We start from the raw sequence: 22,559 nt of genomic DNA on the forward strand, positions 1-22,559 counted from the left end.
CAGAGTGGCTTGGGTGTTGCGCGGGGGGAATTACTTTTTGCCGAGGGTGATTTGTTTCGAGGGGCCGAAAGTCTGGCCGCTGACGCCTTTGGCAATTTGCTGGATCTCGCCGCCGGATTTCAGGAAAGCCGCAATTTGCTCGTTGATCGAATCGCTGGTTTCAACGGCTGGAGCGGGCTTTGCTTTGCTGTTGGATGCTTTTACGCGCATGGCGGCCATTAACCTGTGTAGATATTAACTGGATCGATCATTCTACCTGAAAGGCTTGACAATTGCTTGATAAATATCCCGCGCCAAGGTAGAGGGGGATTCGCAATGGCTTCTCGGGGGGGCTTGTTATTATTGGCTAAGCTACTGTTTTGACTCGCAACCAGGCCTCGATATTTACCGTGCAAGGGCGGGATTTCACGCCTGGGCGTGGTCGGTGGTCTGACGAACGGCCATGCTTTTGTCGGCAAGCCCTTGAAAATCAAGCCTTGCAGCGGGCGTTTCAGCGGGTGGCAAGGGCTGTGAAACAGCGCCGTCAAACTCGGGTAGAATGCCAGCCACGCAATGAGGGTATTGGAAATGGCTTTAGTCGGGCGTTATAACAGCTTGCAAGTGGTTAAACACACTAATTTTGGTTTGTATCTGGACGGTGGCGCGGACGGCGAGATTCTTCTGCCCAACCGTTATATCCCCAAGGATATTCCCAGTGAAGATGAAGACTGGCTGAATGTTTTCATTTATCTGGACAGTGCTGACAAGTTGATTGCCACCACGGAAAAACCCAAAGTTCAGGTGGGTGAATTCGCCAGTCTCAAAGTCAAGGAAGTTAACAGTATCGGTGTGTTCCTCGATTGGGGATTACCCAAGGACCTGCTGTTGCCGTATTCCGAGGAGAAGCGCCAGTTGAGCGCCGGCGATTATTGCGTGGTGCATGTCTACCTCGACAAGCATACCCGCCGCATTACCGCCACGGCGCGCCTGGACCGCTACCTGGACAAGACTCCGGCCAGCTATACGCCCGGCCAGGAAGTCGACCTGCTGGTGGCCGAAGCGACCGATATGGGTTTCAAGGCGATCATCAACAACAAGCATTGGGGCCTGATTCACAAGAACGAAGTGTTCAAGTTCCTGCGGGCCGGCAAAGAGGAAAAGGGCTTTATCAAGGAGATCCGCGCCGACGGCAAGATCAGCCTGAGCCTGCAACCCGTGGGCGAGGAAGCCTCCGGCAGCCTGAACAGCAAGATCCTCGCCAAGTTGCGTGAAAACAATGGTGTGCTGGCGGTCAGCGACAAGAGCGATCCCACCGTGATCAGTGGTTTGTTCGGGGTCAGCAAAGGCAATTTCAAGAAGGCCATTGGTGCGCTCTACAAGCAAGGGCAGATTGTGATCCATGCCGATCGTATCGAGTTGAGCTGAGTCTTGGTTGCCTTGGCTGACGTCATCGCCGGCTTGCCGGCGATGGACAGCACAGCGGTCCTGCCTGCCGCACCCTGGAGTTGCGGCCCTGCGACGATCAGCGTTGCACTTGGGCCGCCTTCGATGCTGGAGCCATTCCTGGCTGCAACAACACCATCCCCGCCAGCACCAGGCCACTGCCCGCCACGATCAAGGCCGGTTGCAGGCCACCACTGAAGTGGCTGCTCAAGGCCGCGAGCAACGGCCCGCAGAGTTGACCGATGGCGAAACAGGCGGTCAGCAGCCCGGCATTGCGATGAGTGGCGTGAGGTGCCAGTTCCCGCGAGCGCTGCATGACCAGCTGCATGCAGGCCAGGAACGGTGTGCCGCAGAGCATCACCCCCAGCGTCAGCCCCAGGCCGCTCGACAATAGGCAGGTGAAGACCCCGGCTGCCTGCAGCCAGAGCGTCACCATCAACCAGCGACGGGTACTGTCAGGCCTGGCGCGCCGCAGGCTCACCAGTACCACACCGAGGGCCGCGAGCAGGCCGAAGCTGGGCCAGAACAGGTCGGCCTGCCATTGCCCGTGGAAGCGCGCACTGGCCATCTGCGAGAGAAAGGTCGCCGGAATGATGTAGCCCAGGCCATACAAGGCATAGATCAGTCCCAGATGACCGATGGGTTGCTGCTCGCTGTCAATGGCCATGGGAGCGGTTGTGGTGACGACGGGCTTGGCGTTCGGCAGCGGGAGGAAGGGCAGGATCAGCAGCAACATCAGCAGGCCGACACCGGCATACACCAGCCACAGGGTCGACGAGTTCTGCCCCAGCAGATTCGAGCCCAGCGCCAGCAGACCGGTGAGCGCGATGCCCAGGCCGGGACCGGCAAACACCCAGGCGCCCAGGCGTGGCCGGCCGGCGGCATGGGCCAGCGGCTGGCTCAGGCTGGTGATCATGACCACCACCCAGGCACTTGCCACCCCGGTGCCGAAGCGCAGCAGCCAGTGCGACCAGAACCCGTGGGCCCAGTAGGAGGCCAGGGTCAGCAGCACGCATGACCACAGGCCGGCGAGCAGGCGCAGGCGAACATGGTGCGCGCGCCGGGCGAACATGGCATCCACCGCGCCCAGCAGGTAGCCCAGGTAATTGGCGGCGGCGATCAGGCCACCGGCGGTCAGGTCGATCTGGCCTTCGCTGATCAGGTGCGGCAGTTGCGGGGTCAGGGCAAAGCGGCCCACCCCCATGGCCATCATCAGGGCGATAAAGCAGGCGGTCAGGCGAATCAGAGGTGACATGGTGTCATTTCCCGGCAGAGGACTATGACCGTCAGGCTAGGATCGATTGACTTTCATTAAAAATGAATAATAGTGAGTAACTTGTTCATATTTGGAGAGGATGATGGAGTTCAGCCAATTACGGATCTTCCAGGCCGTGGCCGAGGAGGGTTCCATCACCCGTGCGGCCGAGCGCCTGCATCGGGTGCCGTCGAACCTGTCCACGCGTATCAGGCAGCTTGAGGAGCAACTGGGGGTCGAGTTGTTCCTGCGTGAGCGCCAGCGCCTGCAACTGTCTCCGGCCGGCAAGGTCCTGCTCGATTACTCGAGCCGGCTGTTTTCGCTGCATGACGAAGCCCAGACCGCCGTGCGCGGCGGGCAGCCGGCGGGGGATTTCGTTCTGGGCACCATGTATAGCACCGCGGCGATTTACCTGCCGTCGATGTTGGCGCGTTATCACCGCACTTATCCGGACGTGAACTTGCAGGTGCAGTCCGCGCCCAGCGGCGAACTGCTCGAAGGACTGGTCTCCGGGCGGCTGGATGCCGCCCTGGTGGATGGCCCGCTGCAGCTGGCCGGGCTCGACGGCATTGCGTTCTGCGGTGAAACCCTGGTGTTGATCGCTCCGGCCGATCACCCGCCGGTGCGCAGTGCCCTGGAGGTACAGGGGCGGCCGGTCTTCACCTTTCGTCGCGGCTGTGCCTACCGCCTGCGCCTGGAGGCCTGGTTCGGCCACTATCACGCGACCATGGGGCGGGCCATCGAGATCGAGTCCTATCCCGGTATGCTTGCCTGTGTCACCGCCGGTTCCGGCGTGGCGATGATGTCCGAGTCAATGCTGGCCAGCCTGCCCGGGCGGGAAAGCGTGTCGGTGCATCGGCTGGTCGAGCCGTTTGCCAGTGCCAGCACCTGGCTGATGTGGCGCAAGGGTATGGTCGGCGCCAACCTGGCGGCCTGGATCGAACTGCAGAAAAACGCCTTGCTGCCCTTGGTGACCAGCGCCGAAGGGCTCCGTGCGTCGGCTTGAAGCGTTTTGCCATGATTTAAATCAAAGATCCTGGTGCAAGGGACAGCATTGCGTAGGACTTAGGGCTATGATCTGTGTGAAGCGGCTACAGAACTCCGTCGCTCGCATTACCCTGAAGGGGGCTATATGAAAGACAAACTGCAAACTTGGCTCCATGACCTCGGTGTTGCCCTTGGCCTGATCGAACCGCCGCTGCAGCCGGTACCTATTCGTACCGACGATGATCGCCGTCGTCGCCAGCCGCGTCGGTAAGCGCCTCCGGGCGGGCAATACGGTTCAGCGATAGGGGCGGGGCCGTATTTGCGAAGGTCAGTGCCTGGCGATTTTCTGCAGGAAACGACTCAAGTCGTTGACCGTGACCGCTTCCTTGAGCAAGCGGTCTTCCTCTTCGGTAAATGCCGTCAGATCAAACTCATCTTCAAGACAGAACATCAGGTCTTCAATGTCCTGTGTGTCGAATCCCAGTGCCTGCAAGCTCTGATCGTCAGCGAACGCCTGATGGTCGTCGAGCCGCCGGCTGACGAAATCATGCACGTTCTTGCGAATATCGGTTCTTTTCATGCCTGCGGTCTCCTCTGCTGTCTTGGTGGTTGGGGCGGCGGGGCTGTGCCGAGCAGGGGAAGTCCGCTGGGATCGGCGGGCTGAGTCTTCTCATAGATAAACCGACTGAGATCACCCAGGGTAGTGATGCCTCTCAGGTCGCGGTTCAGATCCAGATGCACGTTGAACAGACATTCAAGGTGCTGGAACAACTCGACGAGATCGAGGGAGTAGGTGTCGTCAGTGGCCTGGGAGGGATTCTGCGGCCACTTCAACGACAACTGTTCCTCGATGGAATGGCAGATTTGCTGATGAATCTCGAGCCTGTTCATAAACAACGCCTCGGGGAAAGTCTTCTTATTGTTTGACCCTTTCCTGGGGCAGTGCGATAGCTGTCAGGTATGACACCAGCGATCCTTGTACTTTCTTGTTAATCAAGAAGGCAGTCGCTATAGGCCAGTACAGCACAAGTTTCGCGGGGGGCTTGACCGTTCATCCCCAGGTGGGGCTGGGCACTTTCAGTGCGGGGATTGCAGGTAAAAAAACGGATGCGACAACCGACGTCGCACCCGCTGAAGTAACCGCGGTATCAGATGGCGATGGCTACGTTGGCCGGGCGCGGGGACAGCAGGCTGACCACGATGAAGCTGATCAGGCCGATGGCCAGGCTGTAGTAGATCGGGGTATTGGCGTCCAGGCCGTCCTTGAACATGAACACCAGGGCGGTGACGAAGCCCAGGGCCATGCTGGTAATGGCGCCGCTGGTGGTGGCGCGTTTCCAGAAGATCGCGCCGATCAGCGGAATCAGCATGCCACCCACCAGCAGGTTGTAGGCCAGGGTCAGGGCACTGATCACGTCGCTGACCACCAGGGCGATGCCCAGCACCACGATCCCGGTCAGGCAGGTGAACAGGCGGTTGATCCCCAGGCTCGACTGCTTGCCGCCGCGCAGCTTCGGCAGCAGGTCTTCGGTCAGCACGGTGGAGGCGGCCAGCAGGCCGGCGCTGGCGGTGGACATCATGGCCGCCAGCGCCGCGGCGATCACCAGGCCACGAATGCCATCGGGCAGCGACTGCTTGACGATGGCGGCAAAGGCGTTGTTCACGTTGGCCAGGTCCGGAATCAGCACATGGGCGGCCATGCCGATCAGGGCGCAGGCCAGGCCGTAGACGATGCAGTAGACCCCGGCGACGCTGCCGGCATATTTCGCGACTTTCTCATCCTTGGCAGTGAACACCCGTTGCCAGATGTCCTGGCCGATGAGGATGCCGAAGAAGTAGATCAGGAAGTAGGTGATGATGGTGTCCCAACCGATGGTGGTGAAGCTGAAGCTGCTCGCCGGCAGTTTGCTCACCAGTTCATCCCAGCCACCGACGCGGTAGAGGCAGATCGGCAAGAGGATGAACATCAGGCCCACGGTCTTGATGACGAACTGGACGATATCGGTCAGGGTCAGCGACCACATGCCGCCGATGGTCGAGTAGACCACCACCACGCCGCCGCCCAGCAGTACCGAGAGCCAGAACGGCAGGTTGAACAGCACTTGCAGCACGGTGCCGATGGCGAGAATCGAGGTCACGCCGATCATCAACGCATAAGCCAGCATGATCACCGCGCTGGCCTGGCGGGCCATGGGGTTGTAGCGTTTCTCCAGGACCTGGGTCACGGTGAAGATTTTCAGTTTCAGCAGCGGTTTGGCGAGGAACAGGTTCAGCGCGATGATGCCGAACCCGAGGGCCGCGCAGAGCCAGAAGCCGGAAATCCCGTGGACATAGCCCAGGCGCACAGTGCCGACGGTGGAGGCGCCACCGAGTACCGTGGCGGCCATGGTGCCCATGTACAGCGTCGGGCCCAGGTTGCGGCCGGCCACCAGGTAGTCTTCGTGGGTCTTGGCCTTGCGCATGCCGTAGTAACCGAGCACGAGCATGCCGGCGGCATAAATGAGTACAACCAATAAATCCAAAGCCATGACGGCGTGTCTCCGTTTATCTTTTTTATGGTGAAGCAAGCTTCAAGGTACATTTTGTGGCGAGGGGGCTTGCTCCCGTTGGGGCGCGAAGCGGCCCTGAAGTCAGCAAGTGCGCTGCATCAGGCCGATTGCAGTATCCGGTTTGCGACTGCTTCGCAGCCGAACGGGGCGATGCGGCGTTCCGACAAGCCCCATCGCCACAGGTGTATCAGGCCGTCTGGCGCATTCCAGGCTTCAAGGTTTTGCCATCCTGGCTGCGCGCATCCCGCGGTCCGTAGACCTCAGCGGTTTCCGGGAACAGGCTGAGCAGTGCCAGGTACATCAGCGACGCCAGCCCGAGGGTGATCGGCAGGCTGATGTCGATGCCATCGGCCAGGTTGCCCAGCGGGCCGACGAACTGCCCCGGCAGGTTGACGAAGCACAGTCCCACCAGCGCGCTGGGGATCCAGGCACCCAGGCCGCGCCAGTTCCAGCCGTGGCTGAACCAGTAGCGCCCACCGGTTTCGCCACGGGTGAAGACTTGCAGGTCATCCGGGCAGTAGTAGCCGCGACGCACCAGCAGGCCGATGATCATGATTACCATCCACGGGGTGGTACAGGTGATGATCAGCACGGCGAAGGTCGACACGCTCTGCACCAGGTTCGCCGCGAAGCGTCCGACGAAGATGAAGGCAATCGACAGCACGCCGATCAGCAAGGTTGCCTTGACCCGCGACAGCAACCGTGGGAACACGCTGGACATGTCCAACCCGGTGCCATACAGCGAGGTGGTGCCGGTGGACATGCCGCCGATCACCGCGATCAGGCATACCGGCAGGAAGAACCAGGTCGGCGAGACGGCCAGCAGGCCACCGACATAGTTGTTCGCGGTGATGTAGTCCGGTGCCTTGATCGCCACGATGGTCGCGGTGGCGAGGCCAAACAGGAAGGGGATCAAGGTGGCGATCTGCGCGGCGATCACCGCCAGCATGATCCGGACTTTCGAGGTTTCACGGGGGATATAACGCGACCAGTCGCCCAGGAACGCCCCGAAGGAAATCGGGTTGCTCATGGCCACCAGCGCGGCACCGATGAAGGCTGCCCAGAAACCGGCCTGACCCATCGCCACGGTCCCGGCGAAGTGACTGTCGAAGGCCGGCGCAAAGGCGAAGATCCCCAGCAGGAACAGCAGGCTGGCGGCCCATACGGCGATGCGGTTGACCCACAGCATGAAGCGGAAGCCGTAGATGCACACCGTCAGGACCAGGATCGCGAACAGGCCGTAGGCCAGGCCCAGGGTCAGATCGGTTTCCGGCATGTCGACCAACCGCTTGGCGCCGCCGATCAGCGCATCCCCCGAGCTCCACACCGAGAGCGAGAAGAACGCGATGGCGGTCAACAGCGACAGGAACGAGCCGACGATCCGTCCATGCACACCGAAGTGCGCGCCGGAGGACACGGCGTTGTTGGTGCCGTTGATCGGCCCGAACAGGCCCATGGGCGCGAGGATCAGCGCGCCGAGCACCACGCCCAGCACGATCGCCCAGACGCCGGCCTGGAAGGACAGGCCGAAGAGCACCGGGAAGCTGCCGAGCACGGCGGTGGCAAAGGTATTCGCGCCGCCGAAGATCAGGCGAAACAGGTCGCTGGGTCGGGCATCGCGTTCGTGGTCGGGGATCTGTTCGACCCCGTTGGTTTCAATGCTGCCAAGGCTTTTTTCATTGTTGTTTTTATTCATGATCGCTCCGATCACTGCGGTGCCCTCGTCTTCCGCGAGGGTTACCGGGGTTGGCTAAGGGGAGGGCATTCCCTGGGGTTTCGCTGACAAATGCTCGTGGCAGGCCAGCCATGGGCCTGATTCTCGTTGTTTGCGAAACACAATGGTTTCGCGCTCCTGGCTAAAGAGAAGCTCCCCTTGCATGCGCAGCTCGGTGGCCACGTCATGGATGAAAATCGCCACATCGCCCTGCAGGCTGACGAAAGCGTTGCTCGAGGTGCACGAAATCACCTCGAAGCCGTCGTCCGCCCGCCAGTTGTCCCACAGCGCCTGATAGGCATCGTGTGACAGCAAGGGCTGTTCGAGGGTGTGGAAAACGAAGCTGGCATCGGCGCTGAAGGCGCCGAAGTAGGCTTCGCGATCATTGGCGGCGAAGGCGGCCACCAACTCGGCGGCGGCCTTGAGTACCTGGTCATGGTCGTTCACGGTAGCTCCTCAGCGGTGGGCCACGCCGGGCAGTACGCAGAGCATCTCGTACAGCAGGTTGGCGCCGAGCAGCGAGGTGTTGCCGGTGGTGTCGTAGGGTGGCGAGACTTCCACCAGATCGCAGCCGACCAGGTCGAGGCCCTGGCAGCCGCGGACGATCTCGATCGCCTGGATAGTGGTCAGGCCACCGATTTCCGGGGTGCCGGTACCCGGTGCCCAGGCCGGGTCGATACCGTCGATGTCGAAGCTCAGGTACACCGGGCCGCCGCCGACTTTTTCGCGTACCTCGGCCATCAGCGGGGCGAGGGATTTGTGCCAGCACTCTTCGGCCTGGACCACACGGAAGCCCTGCTTGCGGCTCCAGTTGAAGTCTTCGGCGGTGTAGCCCTGGGCGCGCAGGCCGATCTGCACCACGCGGTCGCAGTCCAGCAGGCCTTCTTCCACGGCGCGGCGGAAGGTGGTGCCATGGGCGATTTTCTCGCCGAACATGTGATCGTTGACATCGGCGTGGGCGTCGATGTGCACCAGGCCGACCTTGCCGTGCTTCTTGTGGATGGCCCGCAGGATCGGCAGGGTGATGGTGTGATCGCCGCCCAGGGTCAGCGGGATGACCGGGTGTTCGAGGATGGCGTCGTAGGCTTCTTCGATGATGCGCACGGCGTCCAGCAGGTTGAAGGTGTTGATTGGCACGTCACCGATGTCGGCCACCGACAGCGAATCGAAGGGCGCGGCACCGGTGGCCATGTTGTACGGGCGGATCATCACTGACTCGGCACGGATTTCCCGCGGACCAAAACGGGTCCCGGCGCGCAGCGAGGTGCCGATGTCCAGCGGGATGCCGATGAACGCGGCGTCTAGGCCGGCGGCCGATTGCAGGTGCGGGAGGCGCATCATGGTGGCGATACCGCCGAAGCGCGGCATTTCGTTACCGCCCAGTGGTTGGTGAAGAATCTTGTCCACGGGTAAGCCTCATCATTTATTTTGGTTATCAGGGGGGCGATTCTGCGAAAGGTGCCGGGTGGGAAGAATCGCTGACGGCAAATAGTTAGTTCAGATTTTTCTGAACTAATGGGAAACTGGGCGAACAGAATTGTTTCCGGCAATGCAGACTTTCCCCAGGAACTCCCATGGCCAATGCTTTACCTGACCTCAAACTATTGCGCATCTTCGTCAGCGTGGTCCGGCACCAGGGCTTCGCCAATGCCCAGCAGGAGCTCAATCTCTCGACCTCGGCCATCAGCACCTACATGAGCCAGCTTGAAGCGTCCCTGGGCCTGGTGTTGTGTCATCGCGGGCGCGGCGGTTTCAGCCTGACCAGCAAAGGTGAGCTGTTCCACCAGGAAACCCTGCGCCTGCTCGGCGAGCTGGAAGGTTTCGAGCAATACGCCGCGGCCCTCAAGGGCGAGTTGCGCGGCACCTTGAACCTGGGGGTGATCGATTCCACGGTCAGCGAGCCGGCTTTGCCCCTGGCCGAGGCCATCGGCGCCTACAGCCAGGAGCACCCGGCAGTGCACCTGCACCTGTCGGTGATGAGCCCCTACGAATTGCAGCTCGGTGTGCAGGACAATCGCCTCGACCTGGCCATCGGCGCCTTCTCCACGCGCATGAGCGGGCTGGTTTACCAGCCGCTGTACCGCGAGCAGCACTGGTTGTATTGCAGCAGCCGGCATCCGCTGTACAACGAACGACGGATCCCGGAACAGGTGATTACCCAGCAACGCATGGTCGGACGTGGCTACTGGAGCCAGGCCGAACTGGCGCGCCATGGCTTCAAGCACAGTGCGGCGACGGTGGAAAGCATGGAGGCGCAATTGATCCTGGTGTTGTCCGGCGCCTATATCGGCTATCTGCCGGAGCACTATGCCCAGCCCTGGGCTGACAAGGGGGATTTGCGGGTGCTTCTGCCCGCGACCTTCGGCTACCAGGCGCCGTTCTCCATGATCCTGCGTCGGGGCCGCAGTCGCGAGCCGTTGATCCAGACCTTCCGCGACCTGCTCAAAGCGCAGCTCAACCAGCCCTGATCGGTATCAATTCAATGTCCAGAGCCCATTGTGAACGCTGCCTGCGTCCAGAAAGCCACTGCTTGTGTGCACTGATCCCACAATTGGATAGCCGCACCCGCGTGCTGCTGCTGCAGCACCCCAGTGAGGTCAATCATGCCTTGAACACCGCCCGGCTGGCGGCGCTGGGGTTGAGCAATGCCGAGTTGCGGGTGGGGGAGGTTTTCGAGGACCTGCCCCGGTTGCTGCAACAGCCCGGCTACCAGGTGAAATTGCTGTTCCCGGCAGACGATGCGCGGCCCTTGCAGGCTTATGCGGCGGTGCCGAGGGATTTGCCGTTGTTGCTGGTAGTACCCGATGGCACCTGGCGCAAGGCGCGCAAGCTGCTCTACCTCAATCCGTTGCTGGCGGCGTTGCCACGGGTGACGCTGGGGGCGGGGGCGGTGTCGCGCTACCGATTGCGCAAGGCGCCGGAGCCGGGCGCGCTATCGACGATTGAGGCGATTGTCCAGGCACTGGAAACCCTGGAAGCGCCGGTTTCGTTCGCGGCGTTGCTGCGGCCGTTCGAAGCGCTGATCGAAGGACAGATTCGCGCGATGGGCGAAGAGACTTTCCTACGCAATCACGGGCAAGGGCACCCGACAATTCAGGATGCTTGAATCTGGGAAGGCGCTGGATAACGTGTGGGAGCGGGACTTGTCGGGTCGCCGTATCACCGCGAAGCTTTTGGTGGTATCGAGGGCCTCTTCGCGGATAAATCCTGCTCCCACAATGTCTGTGTCTAGCCGAGAGTTTGCTTACGACTGGATATCCACTGTGGGAGCGGAGCTTGCCCGCGAAGCTTTTGGCGGTCTCAGGGGCCTCTTCGCGGATGAATCCTGCTCCCACAATGTCTGTGTCTAGCCGAGAGTTTGCTTACGACTGGATATCCACTGTGGGAGCGGAGCTTGCCCGCGAAGCTTTTGGCGGCCTCAGGGGCCTCTTCGCGGATGAATCCTGCTCCCACAATGTCTGTGTCTAGCCGAGAGTTTGCTTACGACTGGATATCCATGTGGGAGCGGAGCTTGCCCGCGAAGCTTTTGGCGGCCTCAGGGGCCTCTTCGCGGATGAATCCTGCTCCCACAGTGTCTGTGTCTAGCCGAGAGTTTGCTTACGACTGGATATCCATGTGGGAGCGGAGCTTGCCCGCGAAGCTTTTGGCGGCCTCAGGGGCCTCTTCGCGGATAAATCCTGCTCCCACAATGTCTGTGTCTAGCCGAGAGTTTGCCTACGACTGGATATCGACTGTGGGAGCGGAGCTTGCCCGCGAAGCTTTTGGTGGTATCGAGGGCCTCTTCGCGGATGAATCCTGCTCCCACAATGTCTGTGTCTAGCCGAGAGTTTGCTTACGACTGGATATCCACTGTGGGAGCGGAGCTTGCCCGCGAAGCTTTTGGCGGTCTCAGGGGCCTCTTCGCGGATAAATCCTGCTCCCACAGCATCCTGCTCCCACAGAATCCTGTTTCCACAGAATCCGATTCCTACAAAATCCTGCTCCTGCTCCTGCTCCTGCTCGGGCTAGTCAGTGATGACGTGGCTTGAGGATCGCCGGCTTTTCGTCCGGGGCGTTGCACAGCAGGTATAACGCGGTCAGGGCTTCCGGGATCTGCACGATCATGTCGTCCATCAAGTTGGCATCGGCGGCGATATCGGCGAACTCGGGTTGTTCGTCGAACAGGCCGGAACCGACCATGATCGGCAGGAGCATTTCGCTGACTTCGTCCTCGGCGGTTTCGAACCAGGCTTCCTCGCGCAGGAATACACCCTCCATGAAGCCGATGCACCAGCCGCGCAGCTCGGAGTCGTCCGGGTCGTCGCCCAGGTCCAGGTCGCACGGCAGCTCGAACTCTTCATCGGACGCCAGCTGGCGGGCGATATGGGCCTTGAGCTGGATCAGCGTGGCTTCGATCTCTTCGCGCTGGGCGGCGTCGCTGTAGTGCGGTTCCTCGGCGAACAGGGCGTCGATCCATTCCCGATCAGGGACGATCTCGGCGCAGATCGACAACGCGGTCAGGTAGCCGTGGGCGGCCACATAGTCCAGCGCCTCTTCGTGCAGCTCGTCGGCGTCGAGGAAGGCTTGCAGGCGGGTGAGTTGCTCAGCGAAGGACATTGAAGGGCTACCTTGGGAATAAACGATAGGCAATTCTAGGCGTTCTTGAGCCCCCAGGCCAGCAAGCACTGAATTCCCTTAACCGACCGGCACCGCCCATTGCCGTCGGACGCTCGGGTATACTGCCGCGTTTTGTGATGCGCTGCTGACCCTATGGCGGTTCAAGAAATGCCTGCTTACGGATTTTTTCGTGAAATTGGCCAATCTTCGACCAGCCTTCGAGTAGGCGTTTCGGTGATTTTTGGAGTGGTTATGCTCGAACAGGCTCAACGCGTCCTCAAGGACATCTTCGGTTACGACAGCTTCCGTGGTCGCCAGGGTGCCATTATTGAGCGCGTGGCCAATGGCGGCGATGCCCTGGTGCTGATGCCGACCGGCGGCGGCAAGTCGCTGTGCTTCCAGGTCCCGGCGCTGCTGCGCGAGGGCCTGACGGTGGTGGTCTCGCCGCTGATCGCACTGATGGACGACCAGGTGGCGACCCTCGAGGAACTGGGGGTCGCCGCCGCGGCGCTGAACTCGACACTGAGCGCCGAACAGCAACGCGAGCTGGCGGCGCGGATTCGTCGCGGCGAGGTGAAAATGCTCTATCTGGCCCCCGAGCGCCTGGTGCAGCCGCGCATGCTGTCGTTCCTGCAGAACCTCGAGATCGCCCTGTTCGCCATCGACGAAGCCCACTGCGTGTCGCAATGGGGCCACGACTTCCGTCCCGAGTATCTGCAACTCGGCCAGTTGGCCGAGCTGTTCCCGAATGTGCCGCGCATCGCCCTGACCGCCACCGCCGACAAGCGAACCCGCGAAGAAATCGTCAATCGCCTGCACCTGCAGAATGCCGAGCGCTTCCTCTCCAGCTTCGATCGTCCGAACATCTTCTACCGCATCGTGCCCAAGGAGCAGCCGCGCAAACAGCTATTGGCGTTTCTCTCGCAGCGGCGCAGCGATGCCGGGATTGTCTATTGCCTTTCGCGCAAGAAGGTCGACGAAGTCGCCGCGATGCTTTGCGAGCAAGGCTATCCGGCGCTGCCTTACCACGCCGGGCTGGCCAGCGATGTACGCGCCGCCAACCAGAAGCGTTTCCTCAACGAGGAAGGCCTGATCATGGTCGCAACCATCGCCTTCGGCATGGGCATCGACAAATCCAACGTGCGCTTCGTCGCCCACCTCGACCTGCCCAAGTCCCTGGAAGCCTACTATCAGGAAACCGGTCGGGCCGGTCGCGACGGCCTGCCGGCGGATGCCTGGATGGCGTATGGCTTGCAGGACGTGGTGATGCTCAAGCAGATGCTGCAGAACTCCGAGGGTGACGAGCGGCACAAGCGCCTGGAGCACCACAAGCTCGACGCCATGCTGGCCCTGTGCGAAGAAACCCGCTGCCGTCGCCAGACCCTGCTCGCCTATTTCGATGAAGACATGCCGCAGCCCTGCGGGCATTGCGACAACTGCGTCGACGGCGTGCAGACCTGGGACGCCACCGAACCGGCGCGTCAGGCGCTGTCGGCGATCTTCCGCACCGGCCAGCGGTATGGCGTCGGGCACCTGGTGGATGTGCTGCTGGGCAAGGAAAACGACAAGGTGCGCAGTTTCGGGCACCAGCACCTGACGGTGTTCGGCGTCGGCAAGGCGCTGGCCGAAGGCGAATGGCGCACCCTGTTCCGCCAGTTGGTGGCCCGCGGGCTGGCCGATATCGACCTGGAAGGCTACGGCGGCCTGCGCCTGAGCGATAGCTGCCGGCCCTTGCTCAAGGGCGAGGTGAGCCTGGAGTTGCGCCGCGACCTCAAGCCGCAGACCACGGCCAAAAGCGTTTCCGCCAGCCCCGCCAGCCAACTGGTGCGTGGCGAGGAGCGCGAACAGTGGGAAGCCCTGCGCGCCCTGCGGCGCAAGTTGGCGCAGGAACATGGCGTGCCGCCGTATGTCATTTTCCCCGACTCCACTTTGCTGGAAATGCTCCGCAGCCAGCCGACTTCCCTGGCGGATATGGCCAAGGTCAGCGGTATCGGCGCGCGCAAGCTGGAGCGTTACGGCGAGGCATTCCTCGAAGTCCTGGGCGGCGAGGCCGAGCCGCCGAAAACCGTGGCCGATATCCGTCACGAATTGATCAGCCTGGCCCGGGCCGGCATGACGCCGTTACAGATCGCCGGCCAGTTGCAGTGCTCGGAGAAGAATGTCTATACCCTGCTGGCCGAAGCCGTCGGCCGCCAGCAGCTGTCGCTGGAGCAGGCGCTGGACTTGCCGGAGGACCTGCTGGGGGAAATCCAGGACGCCTTCCTCGACGGCGAAGGCGAATTGCCCCCGGTGACCGCCATTGCCGAGCTGTTTGCCGGCCGGGTGCCGGAAGGGGTCCTGTACTGCGTGCGGGCGGCCTTGCAGGCAGAATTTGAAATGTGAGGTCGGTATTGTTCCCGGTCGCTGTTCCATTCACGACAAGTAACGATTCAGCACTGAGCAAGCCTTGCCTCCGGGCATGGGTCATGCTTAGCTGACTAATAATTAGTTTTGTCTATTTTAAGTCTAACCCTGAGTGTTTTATGCCGTTGACCGATGAACACCGTTTTGGCATGCAGCTGGCGCACATGTCGCGAGGCTGGCGTGCGGAGCTGGATCGCCGTCTGGCCGGCCTGGGCTTGTCCCAGGCGCGCTGGCTGGTCTTGTTGCACCTGGCGCGTTTTACCGAGGCCCCGACCCAGCGCGAGCTGGCCCAGAGCGTGGGTGTTGAAGGGCCGACCCTGGCGCGCCTGCTCGATAGCCTGGAAACCCAGGGCCTGGTCCAGCGCCAGGCGGTGCTGGAAGACCGCCGAGCGAAGAAAATCGTCCTGAGTGCCTCGGCGCGTCCCTTGATCGAACAGATCGAGACCATTGCCACCGCCTTGCGCCATGAGCTGTTCGTCGGTGTCGACGATGAGGAACTGCGGATATGCATGCGGGTCCACAGCCGGATCCTGGCCAATCTGGAAAAATCCTGAGGCATTCCCGGACTGCCGGCCTTGGGGCGTCTTCAATGAATTTTGATAGTCTTTGAGCTGCGGACTATAAGAGTTACTGGTTCTGTGTATTGTGTCGGTGCCCGGCCCGCGCGCGCGGGTCGTCACGCCAGCTAAGGGATGCTCATGCTCGAGAGTTTGCAGTCCGCGTTGCGGTGCACCATTGGAAAATCCACCCTGAACCGGGCGCGCCTGTTGGCTGTGCTGATCGGTGGATTGTTGTATTCGGCGCTGGCACCGGCCATGGGGCTGGGGGATATCACCCTGCATTCGGCGCTCAATCAGCCATTGAACGCGGAAATCGCCTTGATCGAGCCGGGCGACCTGGCCGAAGGCGAACTGTCGGTCAGTCTGGCGACCCCCGAGGAGTTCGCCCGGGCGGGCGTCGAGCGGGTGTTCTTCCTCAATGACCTGCGCTTTACCCCGGTTTTACGAGGCAACAGCAGTGTTATCCAGGTGCAGACCAACAAGCCGGTCAGCGAACCTTTCCTGAATTTCCTGGTGCAGGTCAACCGGCCCAACGGGCGCTTGCTGCGCGAATACACCGTACTGCTCGATCCCCCGGGCAACCTGCCGGCGGGCTACAGCCTGCCTGCTCGCAGCGCTACCCTCGAGCAACCGGCCTCGGTGGCAAACATCCCCGCGCCGCCTGCCGTGCAGGGCAAGCACTACACCGTGGTCAAGGGCGACAACCCCTGGGTTATTGCCAAGCGACTGCGCGAAGCCGGCAGCCAGGCATCGGTCAATGAACTGTCCCAGGGCATTCGGGCGCTGAATCCGGGCAGCGACCGCTTGCGGGTCGGCCAGAGCCTGCTGTTGCCGGACGTTGCAGTGGTTACCGCGCCAGCGTCTTCTGCTGCCCCGACCTCGGTCGCTGCGGCTCCGGCCACCGCGGCTGCCTCCACGCAGAATGCGGCGGCTGCGGTGACCGAGACAGCGCAAAACGCCGAGGAGCTGGCCAAGGCCGCCCTGGAAAACCAGCAGTTGCAGAAGACCGTCGAGGATCTGCAGGTCAGGTTGAAAGCGCAGGATGAGATGATTGCCGGCAGCCAGAAACAGACCGTTGAACTTCAGACTCAACTCGCCGAGCTCAAGACCAAGGCTGCCGTGTCGGCGCCTGCCGTGGTGACCGCTCCAGTGGTGCCGCCGACACCGGCTACCGAGGGTGCCGATGGCCCGAACTGGCTGTTGTGGGCGGCGGCGGTGCTGCTGATCGCGCTGTTGGTCGGGGTCTTTATCCTGCGGCGCAACCGCCAGCAGGCTGAACAGGCGCCCGCGGCCGTGTCTCCAGCGGCCCCGGCTCCGGAACCGATGGTCAGTCGTGTGGTCACACCGGCCCCGCCGAGCAAAGCGGCGGCGACCGAGTCGACGCGGATCGAGCCGAGGGTGGCCCCGGTGGCGGCTGTGGCTTCACGCCAGTCCAGTGAAGTGCCCGATGCCCTTGAAGGTGTGAGTATCTACATCGCCTATGGTCGCTTCAGCGAAGCGGCGGGCATTCTGCGCGAGGCCATGCTCAAGGAGCCCGGGCGCATGGACTTGCAGCTGCGTTTGCTCGAGGTGTTGGCTCAGCAGGGCGACAGTGCGGCTTACGCGACGCAAGAGCGCAATCTGTTGGCGGCAGGGTTCAGCGAGTCGGCCCTGCAGGAGCTGCGTGCCAAGTATCCGAAACTGCAAAGTGCTGCCACTGTGCCCGTCGCGGCCGCTCCGGCGCCGGCATCGATTCTCGCGGCCGGTGCCGTTGCAGCCGCTGCGCCAGTATTGGCGGCACACTGGAACGAGCCGACGGCCCAGGCACCTGCCCCCGCGCCGGACAAGCCGGTGGAGGATGAATTCCAGCTCAACCTCGATGACCTGTCGATGGACGCCGACTGGGATCTGGTCAGCCCGTTCGACAATACGCCGCATCCCCGCAGCAAGACCGTCGAAGAGCCGGTTTTGCCTGTCGAACTGGAGCCCGAGCCTGAGCCGATATTCACCAAGAGCTTCAATGAGCTGCCGGAAGTATTCGAGATGCCGGACGAGCAGTTCCTCAGTGATTTTTCCGAGCTTGAATCAGAGCCCGCGCCCGTGGGTGAAGTGGAGTTGAGCCTGCCAGAAGACGGGGACTCACTGGACGATGCGTTTCTCGATGGTTTCATGAGTGATTCCGAGCCGTTGGACATCGGCCCCCTGGAAGTCGACTTCGACAGCCTGGAGCGAGAGCAGGCCTCGGCCAGCAAGCTCGAGCGGGCGCAAACCTGCATCAATGTCGGCGACCTGGACCATGCCAGCCAACTGCTCCTCGAACTACTGCGCGAAGGCGATGAGCCGTTGAAGCAGACGGCACGCACCTTGCTCGCGAGTATTCGCTGATACGGCTCATCGTTCGGACATCAGAAGGTCTGTCCCAGATTCAGGTACAGCGCCTTCTGAATTGTCGTCATTCGCGCTGGTTCGGCGGCTTGCAACGCCAGAGGCGGCAAACGGAGCAACAGGCAGGACGACAGGCGGCGCATCATGATCTCGGGAGGGGGTAAAAGGTCGCTATTATAGCGACGACCCATCCCCCAGGAGCCTGGCGCAATCATGACCGCCCGTAAACCGCATATCGTCATCACCTACTGCACCCAGTGCCAATGGTTGCTGCGTGCCGCCTGGCTGGCCCAGGAACTGCTCAGCACCTTCGCCGACGACCTCGGCCAGGTGGCCCTGGAACCGGGGACCGGCGGGGTGTTCCGGATCACCTGCGACGAGGTGCAGATCTGGGAGCGCAAGGAAGACGGCGGCTTTCCCGAAGCCAAGGTGCTCAAGCAGCGGGTACGGGACCGGATCGACCCCGAGCGCGACCTCGGGCACAACGACCGGCCCCGATAGACGTGGACTTACGACGGGCTCAGCTTCGACTTGATGAGCCCGACGATCACCATCAGCACCCCACCGCCCACGCCGCCGCTGGCAATGCTGCTGAGGATCGAGGTCAGGTCCAGTGCGCCGTTGCCGCTGCCGACGCTGCCATTGGTGAAGAGATCGAGCAACTGCCCGCCGAGACCGCCGCCGAGTATGCCGAGGATGGAGTTGATGACCGGGCCCAGGTTGTATTTCTGCAGTGCCGACCCCGCCACGTTACCGCCCACGGCGCCACTGATGGCTTGAATCAAAAGACTGACGATGTCCATGGATGAAACCCTCCAACATGTTGATGGGGAGGGCCGCTCGAATCGAGTCGATTCAGGGGGGAATCACTGCCGCTGTCGTCGAGAAACCCTGATCTCCGTGAACGACAGCAAACTGTTGCGGATGTCTCCAGTATAGGCGGATTGGGTTTTCGTCAATGAACTGACGCGGCTTCCGGGTTTTTCCGAGAGGCGGTCGCCGTGCCCTGTCGGCTGGAGACCACGATGGCGAGAATGATCAGGGCGCCGCCGAGCAACATGCGCAAGGTCGGGTTTTCGCCGAACAGCAGCCAGGCCGCGGTGATCCCGTACACCGGCTCCAGGGCGAAGACTACCGCGGCGGTGCGCGCCTTGATCACCGCGAGGCTGGCCACGAACAGACTGTGGGCCACGGCCGTGCAGAGCACCCCGAGCAGGCCGATCCACAACCAGTCCAGCGTCGGCACTTGCGCAAGGCCGGGAGCGGCCCAGGGCAGCAGGCAGGCGGCGACGACCAGGTTCTGGCACAACGCCGCCTGCACGGCGGGGATCCGCCCGCAGCCAGCGCGGTTGGCCAGCGACAGCAGTGAGAACAGCAGGCCGGACAGCACGGCCCAGAGCAGCCCGCCGGTGGCCTGGCTGGCGAGGTCGAAGTCCGGCGTGACCAGCACCAGGCCGATACTCACCAGCACCACCAGCAGGATTTCATTGAAGCGGATACGTTCGCGAAAAATCAGCCCCTCGAGGAGTACCGTGAAGGCAGGAAAGCTGGCGAAACCCAGGGTCGCCACGGCCACGCCGGCGACTTTTACCGCGATGAAGAAGCTGACCCAGTGCCCGGCCAACAGCAGCCCGCTGAGCAGCAGGCGCCGCCAGTCCCGTGCCGGCAACGGTTGCCAGCGATGATTGTGGGCCAGGCGGGCGAACAGGCTGAGGGCGAGCACCGCGAAGATGGCACGGCCGAAGACGATGATCGCCGGCGCGGCGCTCGCGAGTTTGCCGAACACGCCGGTCAGGCCAAACATCAATGCGCCGATATGCAGGGCGCCCAGGGCGGAACGGGGAGTCATGGTGATCCTTGAAAACGCTGACAGACAGAGCCGCAGTCTAGAGGGCGGTCGGCGTGCCTGTCTGTCGCGCGCCTGCTATCGTTTGTCTCAGGACTCGCGTCGCAGCGCACCGGGCGTGCGGCCGAATTCGCGGAGCACGGCGGCGGCAAAGGCGCTTTGCGACTGGTAGCCGACGCGGCTGGCGATCTCGCCGATCGGCAGTGCCGACTCGCGCAGCAGCCCCAGGGCGATATGCAGGCGACGACTGCGCACATAGTCCATGGGCGTCTGGCCGCATTCGGCGACAAAGCGCGCATGCAGGCGAGCGCCGGACAGGTCGGCGATGCGCGCCAGATCGGCCACCTGCAGCGGGTGGGCCAGATGACGATCGATATGCGCATTGAGGGCGGCCAGGGGCAGGCGCTTGCCACCGAACGGGTGGCTGCCGGGGCTGTTCAGGCTGGCGAGCAGCAGCACCGCGCCCTGGCGGGCGATCAGCGGGTCCTGCACCGGACTGGCCGCCAACCACTGCACCAGTTGGCTCTGGGCGGCGTCGAGGGTTCGCGGCCCGGCGGTGTCGAGCAGGCGCCGGCTGGCCTCGGCATGGTCACCCAGGGTGTTCAGCAACCAGCGTTCGTCCGGTACATCCAGCACCAGGCAGCGGCTGCCGTTGGGGCTGGCGCAGATGTGATGGGCATCGCTGGGAATCACCGCGACGCTTTGCTGCACCACCTGGCTGCCGTGACCTTCGATCTCGAAGTCGAGCCGGCCGGACAGGCCGAACACCAGCTGCGCATGGGCATGGCTGTGGTCGATCTGGTCGGGGCTGTAGTGGCGCAGGGTCAGGATCGGTCCCATCACGGTCTCCTTGGCGTCGCCGCAGTTTACACCGCTTGCCGTCCGTGCGGTTGTCACGGGACTGCCATCTGGCTGTCATGGGCTATTAACTGCCCCGGTGCAAGCTCAGGAAAAATCCGGAGAATGCCCATGACCCGTGCGGAGCTCGCCAAACCCAGCCGTAAGCAGCGTGTGCGAACCCTGTGGATTTCCGACGTGCACCTGGGGACCCGGGACTGCCAGGCCGAACACCTGTCGCAGTTCCTCAAGGGTTATCAGGCCGACTGTATCTACCTGGTGGGGGATATCATCGACGGCTGGAAGATGCGCGGCGGCATGTACTGGCCGCAAGCGCATACCAACGTGATCCGCCGGCTGCTGACCATGAGCAAGCGTGGCACCGAGGTGATCTATGTCACCGGCAACCACGATGAATTCCTGCGCCGTTACTCCAAGCTGATCCTGGGCAATATCCAGTTGGTCGACGAAGCGGTACACACCACCGCCGATGGTCGCAAGCTGCTGGTGATCCATGGCGACCAGTTCGACGTGATCACCCGTTATCACCGCTGGTTGGCGTTCCTCGGCGACTCGGCCTACGAGTTCACCCTGACCCTCAATCGCTGGCTGAACCATTGGCGGGCCCGCTACGGTTATGGCTACTGGTCGTTGTCGGCCTACCTCAAGCACAAGGTCAAGACCGCGGTCAGCTTTATCAGCGACTTCGAAGAGGCGATCGCCCACGAATGCGTGAAGCGCGGGCTGGACGGGGTGGTGTGCGGGCATATCCACCACGCCGAGATCCGCAAGGTTGGCGAGGTGGAGTATCTCAACTGCGGTGACTGGGTCGAGTCCTGCACCGCCCTGATCGAACATTGGGATGGCACCATCGAACTGTATCGCCTGGCCGATGCCCAGGCCAAGGAAGCGCAGCTCAAGCTGGAACTGGAGAAAGTTGCCGAGCCGGGTTAGCCGGCATCAGACGGTCTGGTTTTGCTCCATCGCGGCCTTGTAGATCGACTGCCGGGGTTGGGCGAACACTCGCTCCATCATCGGCTCGAAGAAATTCAGGGGCAGGTTCTCGTAGTCCGGGTCGAAGGCCGCCGCGTCGTATTTGGCGCAGAACTCGATGGTCGCCAGGTACTGCGGGTGCTCGCGAAACTGCTCGCGCAGATGACGATCCATTCCCAGGTAGTGAAAGAAGTAGTAGCCCTGGAAAATCCCGTGCTTTTCCACCATCCACAGGTTTTCGGCACTGACGAAGGGCTTGAGGATCGCCGCGGCGATATCCGGGTGGTTATAGGAGCCCAGGGTGTCGCCAATATCGTGGAGCAGCGCGCAGACCACGTACTCCTCGTCCCGGCCGTCGCGCCAGGCCCGACTGGCGGTTTGCAGCGAGTGGGTCAGGCGATCCACCGGAAAACCGCCGAAATCACCTTGCAGCAACTTCAGATGAGTCAGGATCCGCGCCGGCAGTTGGCGGGCGTAGGCGCTGAAGTCGGCGGCAATCACCGCCCAATCCTCCTGGGTGCCATCTTGCATATGGGTAAAGCGGGCTTGTCCGGTCACCGGCTGTCCTCTTGTGGTTTTTATCGATGCCGGTCCCAGTCTAGGGCTTGCCGGCGTCCTGGCAGTGGCTGCACAGGACGCTTTGCTGGCTTCCCGGGCCTAAAACGGCACCTTGCCGAGGATCATGTCGCGAAACATGACGAAATCGCCGAGCAAGCTGTAGAAGGGATGTTCAAAGGTGGCCGGGCGGTTTTTCTCGAAGAAAAAATGACCGACCCAGGCGAAGCCATAACCGGCGACAGGCACTGCCAGCAGCAACCCTCCCGAGGAACGACCGATGGCCAATGCCAAAAAAAAGATCACCAGGCTGGTGCCGACGAAATGCAACCTACGGCAGGTACTGTTGCCATGTTCGCTCAGGTAGTAGTCGTAGAACTCTGCGAAGCTGTTGAATTTTTTGATGTTTTCCACGGTTTACTCTCCGCGTTGGCGACCTCGCCCACGGAGTGTTCCACGGGGGGCTTATTTGAGTCTA

Annotated in this window: 24 protein-coding genes; 10 read left to right on the forward strand and 14 right to left on the reverse strand. The window is 62.2% G+C overall.

Annotation, left to right across the window (positions count from 1 at the left end; all coding sequences use genetic code 11):
• Positions 1-30: 30 nt before the first annotated feature.
• Positions 31-219, reverse strand: coding sequence for a hypothetical protein (locus M5B99_RS01015; protein WP_176987101.1), 189 nt, complete (start codon positions 217-219; stop codon positions 31-33).
• 348 nt (positions 220-567) lie between these two features.
• Here M5B99_RS01015 and M5B99_RS01020 point away from each other — a divergent pair, with 348 nt between their 5' ends.
• Positions 568-1,404, forward strand: a complete 837-nt coding sequence (locus tag M5B99_RS01020) for a S1 RNA-binding domain-containing protein (RefSeq protein WP_100938929.1) — start codon at positions 568-570, stop codon at positions 1,402-1,404.
• 97 nt (positions 1,405-1,501) lie between these two features.
• Here M5B99_RS01020 and M5B99_RS01025 read toward each other — a convergent pair whose 3' ends face one another.
• Positions 1,502-2,677 carry an MFS transporter gene (locus M5B99_RS01025; protein WP_248802222.1) on the reverse strand — a complete coding sequence of 392 codons (1,176 nt, stop codon included), beginning with the start codon at positions 2,675-2,677 and terminating at the stop codon, positions 1,502-1,504.
• Between the two features lie 103 nt (positions 2,678-2,780).
• On the opposite strand from M5B99_RS01025, the gene ptrR reads away from it, so the two are divergent.
• Together ptrR and M5B99_RS29930 are read left to right on the forward strand one after the other, a co-directional pair.
• A complete protein-coding gene (gene ptrR / locus M5B99_RS01030) occupies positions 2,781-3,683 on the forward strand; it encodes a putrescine utilization regulator PtrR (RefSeq protein ID WP_248802223.1) in 903 nt (300 codons plus the stop codon).
• A gap of 126 nt (positions 3,684-3,809) precedes the next feature.
• Positions 3,810-3,935: a PA1414 family protein gene (locus tag M5B99_RS29930; RefSeq protein ID WP_017903325.1), complete on the forward strand. Its 126-nt coding sequence runs from the start codon at positions 3,810-3,812 to the stop codon at positions 3,933-3,935.
• A gap of 57 nt (positions 3,936-3,992) precedes the next feature.
• Here the strand turns inward: M5B99_RS29930 and M5B99_RS01035 are convergent, their stop codons facing one another.
• The 6 genes from M5B99_RS01035 to speB form a co-directional block, all read right to left on the reverse strand.
• On the reverse strand, positions 3,993-4,244 hold the full coding sequence (locus tag M5B99_RS01035; protein ID WP_248802224.1) for an acyl carrier protein: 252 nt from the start codon (positions 4,242-4,244) through the stop codon (positions 3,993-3,995).
• Positions 4,241-4,555, reverse strand: a complete 315-nt coding sequence (locus tag M5B99_RS01040) for an acyl carrier protein (RefSeq protein ID WP_248802225.1) — start codon at positions 4,553-4,555, stop codon at positions 4,241-4,243. Before M5B99_RS01040 ends, M5B99_RS01035 begins: the two co-directional genes overlap by 4 nt.
• Before the next feature lie 257 nt (positions 4,556-4,812).
• Entirely contained in the window at positions 4,813-6,192 is a 1,380-nt protein-coding gene (locus M5B99_RS01045; RefSeq protein ID WP_248802226.1) for a sodium:solute symporter, read from the reverse strand.
• Between the two features lie 208 nt (positions 6,193-6,400).
• Entirely contained in the window at positions 6,401-7,909 is a 1,509-nt protein-coding gene (locus tag M5B99_RS01050) for a purine-cytosine permease family protein (RefSeq protein ID WP_248802227.1), read from the reverse strand.
• A gap of 54 nt (positions 7,910-7,963) precedes the next feature.
• Positions 7,964-8,374: a YybH family protein gene (locus M5B99_RS01055; protein WP_248802228.1), complete on the reverse strand. Its 411-nt coding sequence runs from the start codon at positions 8,372-8,374 to the stop codon at positions 7,964-7,966.
• 9 nt (positions 8,375-8,383) lie between these two features.
• On the reverse strand, positions 8,384-9,334 hold the full coding sequence (gene speB / locus M5B99_RS01060) for an agmatinase (protein WP_248802229.1): 951 nt from the start codon (positions 9,332-9,334) through the stop codon (positions 8,384-8,386).
• A 167-nt stretch (positions 9,335-9,501) separates the two neighbouring features.
• Between speB and M5B99_RS01065 the strand changes: the two genes are divergently transcribed.
• Positions 9,502-10,395, forward strand: coding sequence for a LysR family transcriptional regulator (locus M5B99_RS01065; protein WP_248802230.1), 894 nt, complete (start codon positions 9,502-9,504; stop codon positions 10,393-10,395).
• A gap of 14 nt (positions 10,396-10,409) precedes the next feature.
• Positions 10,410-11,033 (forward strand): tRNA-uridine aminocarboxypropyltransferase, encoded by a 624-nt coding sequence (locus M5B99_RS01070; protein ID WP_248802231.1) that lies wholly within the window; start codon positions 10,410-10,412, stop codon positions 11,031-11,033.
• Between the two features lie 902 nt (positions 11,034-11,935).
• Here M5B99_RS01070 and M5B99_RS01075 read toward each other — a convergent pair.
• Positions 11,936-12,523, reverse strand: a complete 588-nt coding sequence (locus M5B99_RS01075) for a YecA family protein (RefSeq protein ID WP_103496490.1) — start codon at positions 12,521-12,523, stop codon at positions 11,936-11,938.
• Between the two features lie 252 nt (positions 12,524-12,775).
• Between M5B99_RS01075 and recQ the strand changes: the two genes are divergently transcribed.
• The 4 genes from recQ (at position 12,776) to M5B99_RS01095 (ending at position 18,351) form a co-directional block, all read left to right on the forward strand.
• A complete protein-coding gene (gene recQ / locus M5B99_RS01080; protein WP_248802232.1) occupies positions 12,776-14,905 on the forward strand; it encodes a DNA helicase RecQ in 2,130 nt (709 codons plus the stop codon).
• Positions 14,906-15,045: 140 nt separating this feature from the next.
• Positions 15,046-15,480, forward strand: coding sequence for a MarR family transcriptional regulator (locus M5B99_RS01085; RefSeq protein ID WP_218224036.1), 435 nt, complete (start codon positions 15,046-15,048; stop codon positions 15,478-15,480).
• 144 nt (positions 15,481-15,624) lie between these two features.
• A complete protein-coding gene (locus M5B99_RS01090) occupies positions 15,625-17,850 on the forward strand; it encodes a FimV/HubP family polar landmark protein (RefSeq protein WP_248802233.1) in 2,226 nt (741 codons plus the stop codon).
• A gap of 213 nt (positions 17,851-18,063) precedes the next feature.
• The gene (locus tag M5B99_RS01095; RefSeq protein WP_100938944.1) at positions 18,064-18,351 is read left to right on the forward strand and encodes a SelT/SelW/SelH family protein; all 288 of its coding nucleotides are present in this window, start codon (positions 18,064-18,066) and stop codon (positions 18,349-18,351) included.
• 8 nt (positions 18,352-18,359) lie between these two features.
• Here M5B99_RS01095 and M5B99_RS01100 read toward each other — a convergent pair whose 3' ends face one another.
• The 3 genes from M5B99_RS01100 to M5B99_RS01110 form a co-directional block, all read right to left on the reverse strand.
• Positions 18,360-18,653 carry a hypothetical protein gene (locus M5B99_RS01100; protein ID WP_248802234.1) on the reverse strand — a complete coding sequence of 98 codons (294 nt, stop codon included), beginning with the start codon at positions 18,651-18,653 and terminating at the stop codon, positions 18,360-18,362.
• Positions 18,654-18,805: 152 nt separating this feature from the next.
• Entirely contained in the window at positions 18,806-19,699 is an 894-nt protein-coding gene (locus tag M5B99_RS01105; protein WP_248802235.1) for a DMT family transporter, read from the reverse strand.
• A gap of 87 nt (positions 19,700-19,786) precedes the next feature.
• A complete protein-coding gene (locus tag M5B99_RS01110; RefSeq protein WP_248802236.1) occupies positions 19,787-20,536 on the reverse strand; it encodes an AraC family transcriptional regulator in 750 nt (249 codons plus the stop codon).
• A gap of 129 nt (positions 20,537-20,665) precedes the next feature.
• Between M5B99_RS01110 and M5B99_RS01115 the strand changes: the two genes are divergently transcribed.
• On the forward strand, positions 20,666-21,487 hold the full coding sequence (locus M5B99_RS01115; RefSeq protein WP_248802237.1) for a UDP-2,3-diacylglucosamine diphosphatase: 822 nt from the start codon (positions 20,666-20,668) through the stop codon (positions 21,485-21,487).
• 6 nt (positions 21,488-21,493) lie between these two features.
• Here the strand turns inward: M5B99_RS01115 and M5B99_RS01120 are convergent, their stop codons facing one another.
• Positions 21,494-22,084 carry an HD domain-containing protein gene (locus tag M5B99_RS01120; RefSeq protein WP_248802238.1) on the reverse strand — a complete coding sequence of 197 codons (591 nt, stop codon included), beginning with the start codon at positions 22,082-22,084 and terminating at the stop codon, positions 21,494-21,496.
• Positions 22,085-22,183: 99 nt separating this feature from the next.
• Positions 22,184-22,495, reverse strand: a complete 312-nt coding sequence (locus tag M5B99_RS01125) for an Mpo1-like protein (RefSeq protein ID WP_248802239.1) — start codon at positions 22,493-22,495, stop codon at positions 22,184-22,186.
• Positions 22,496-22,559: the final 64 nt, after the last annotated feature.

Origin of the sequence: Pseudomonas sp. MWU13-2100 (assembly GCF_023242365.1) — a bacterium.
GTDB lineage: Bacteria > Pseudomonadota > Gammaproteobacteria > Pseudomonadales > Pseudomonadaceae > Aquipseudomonas.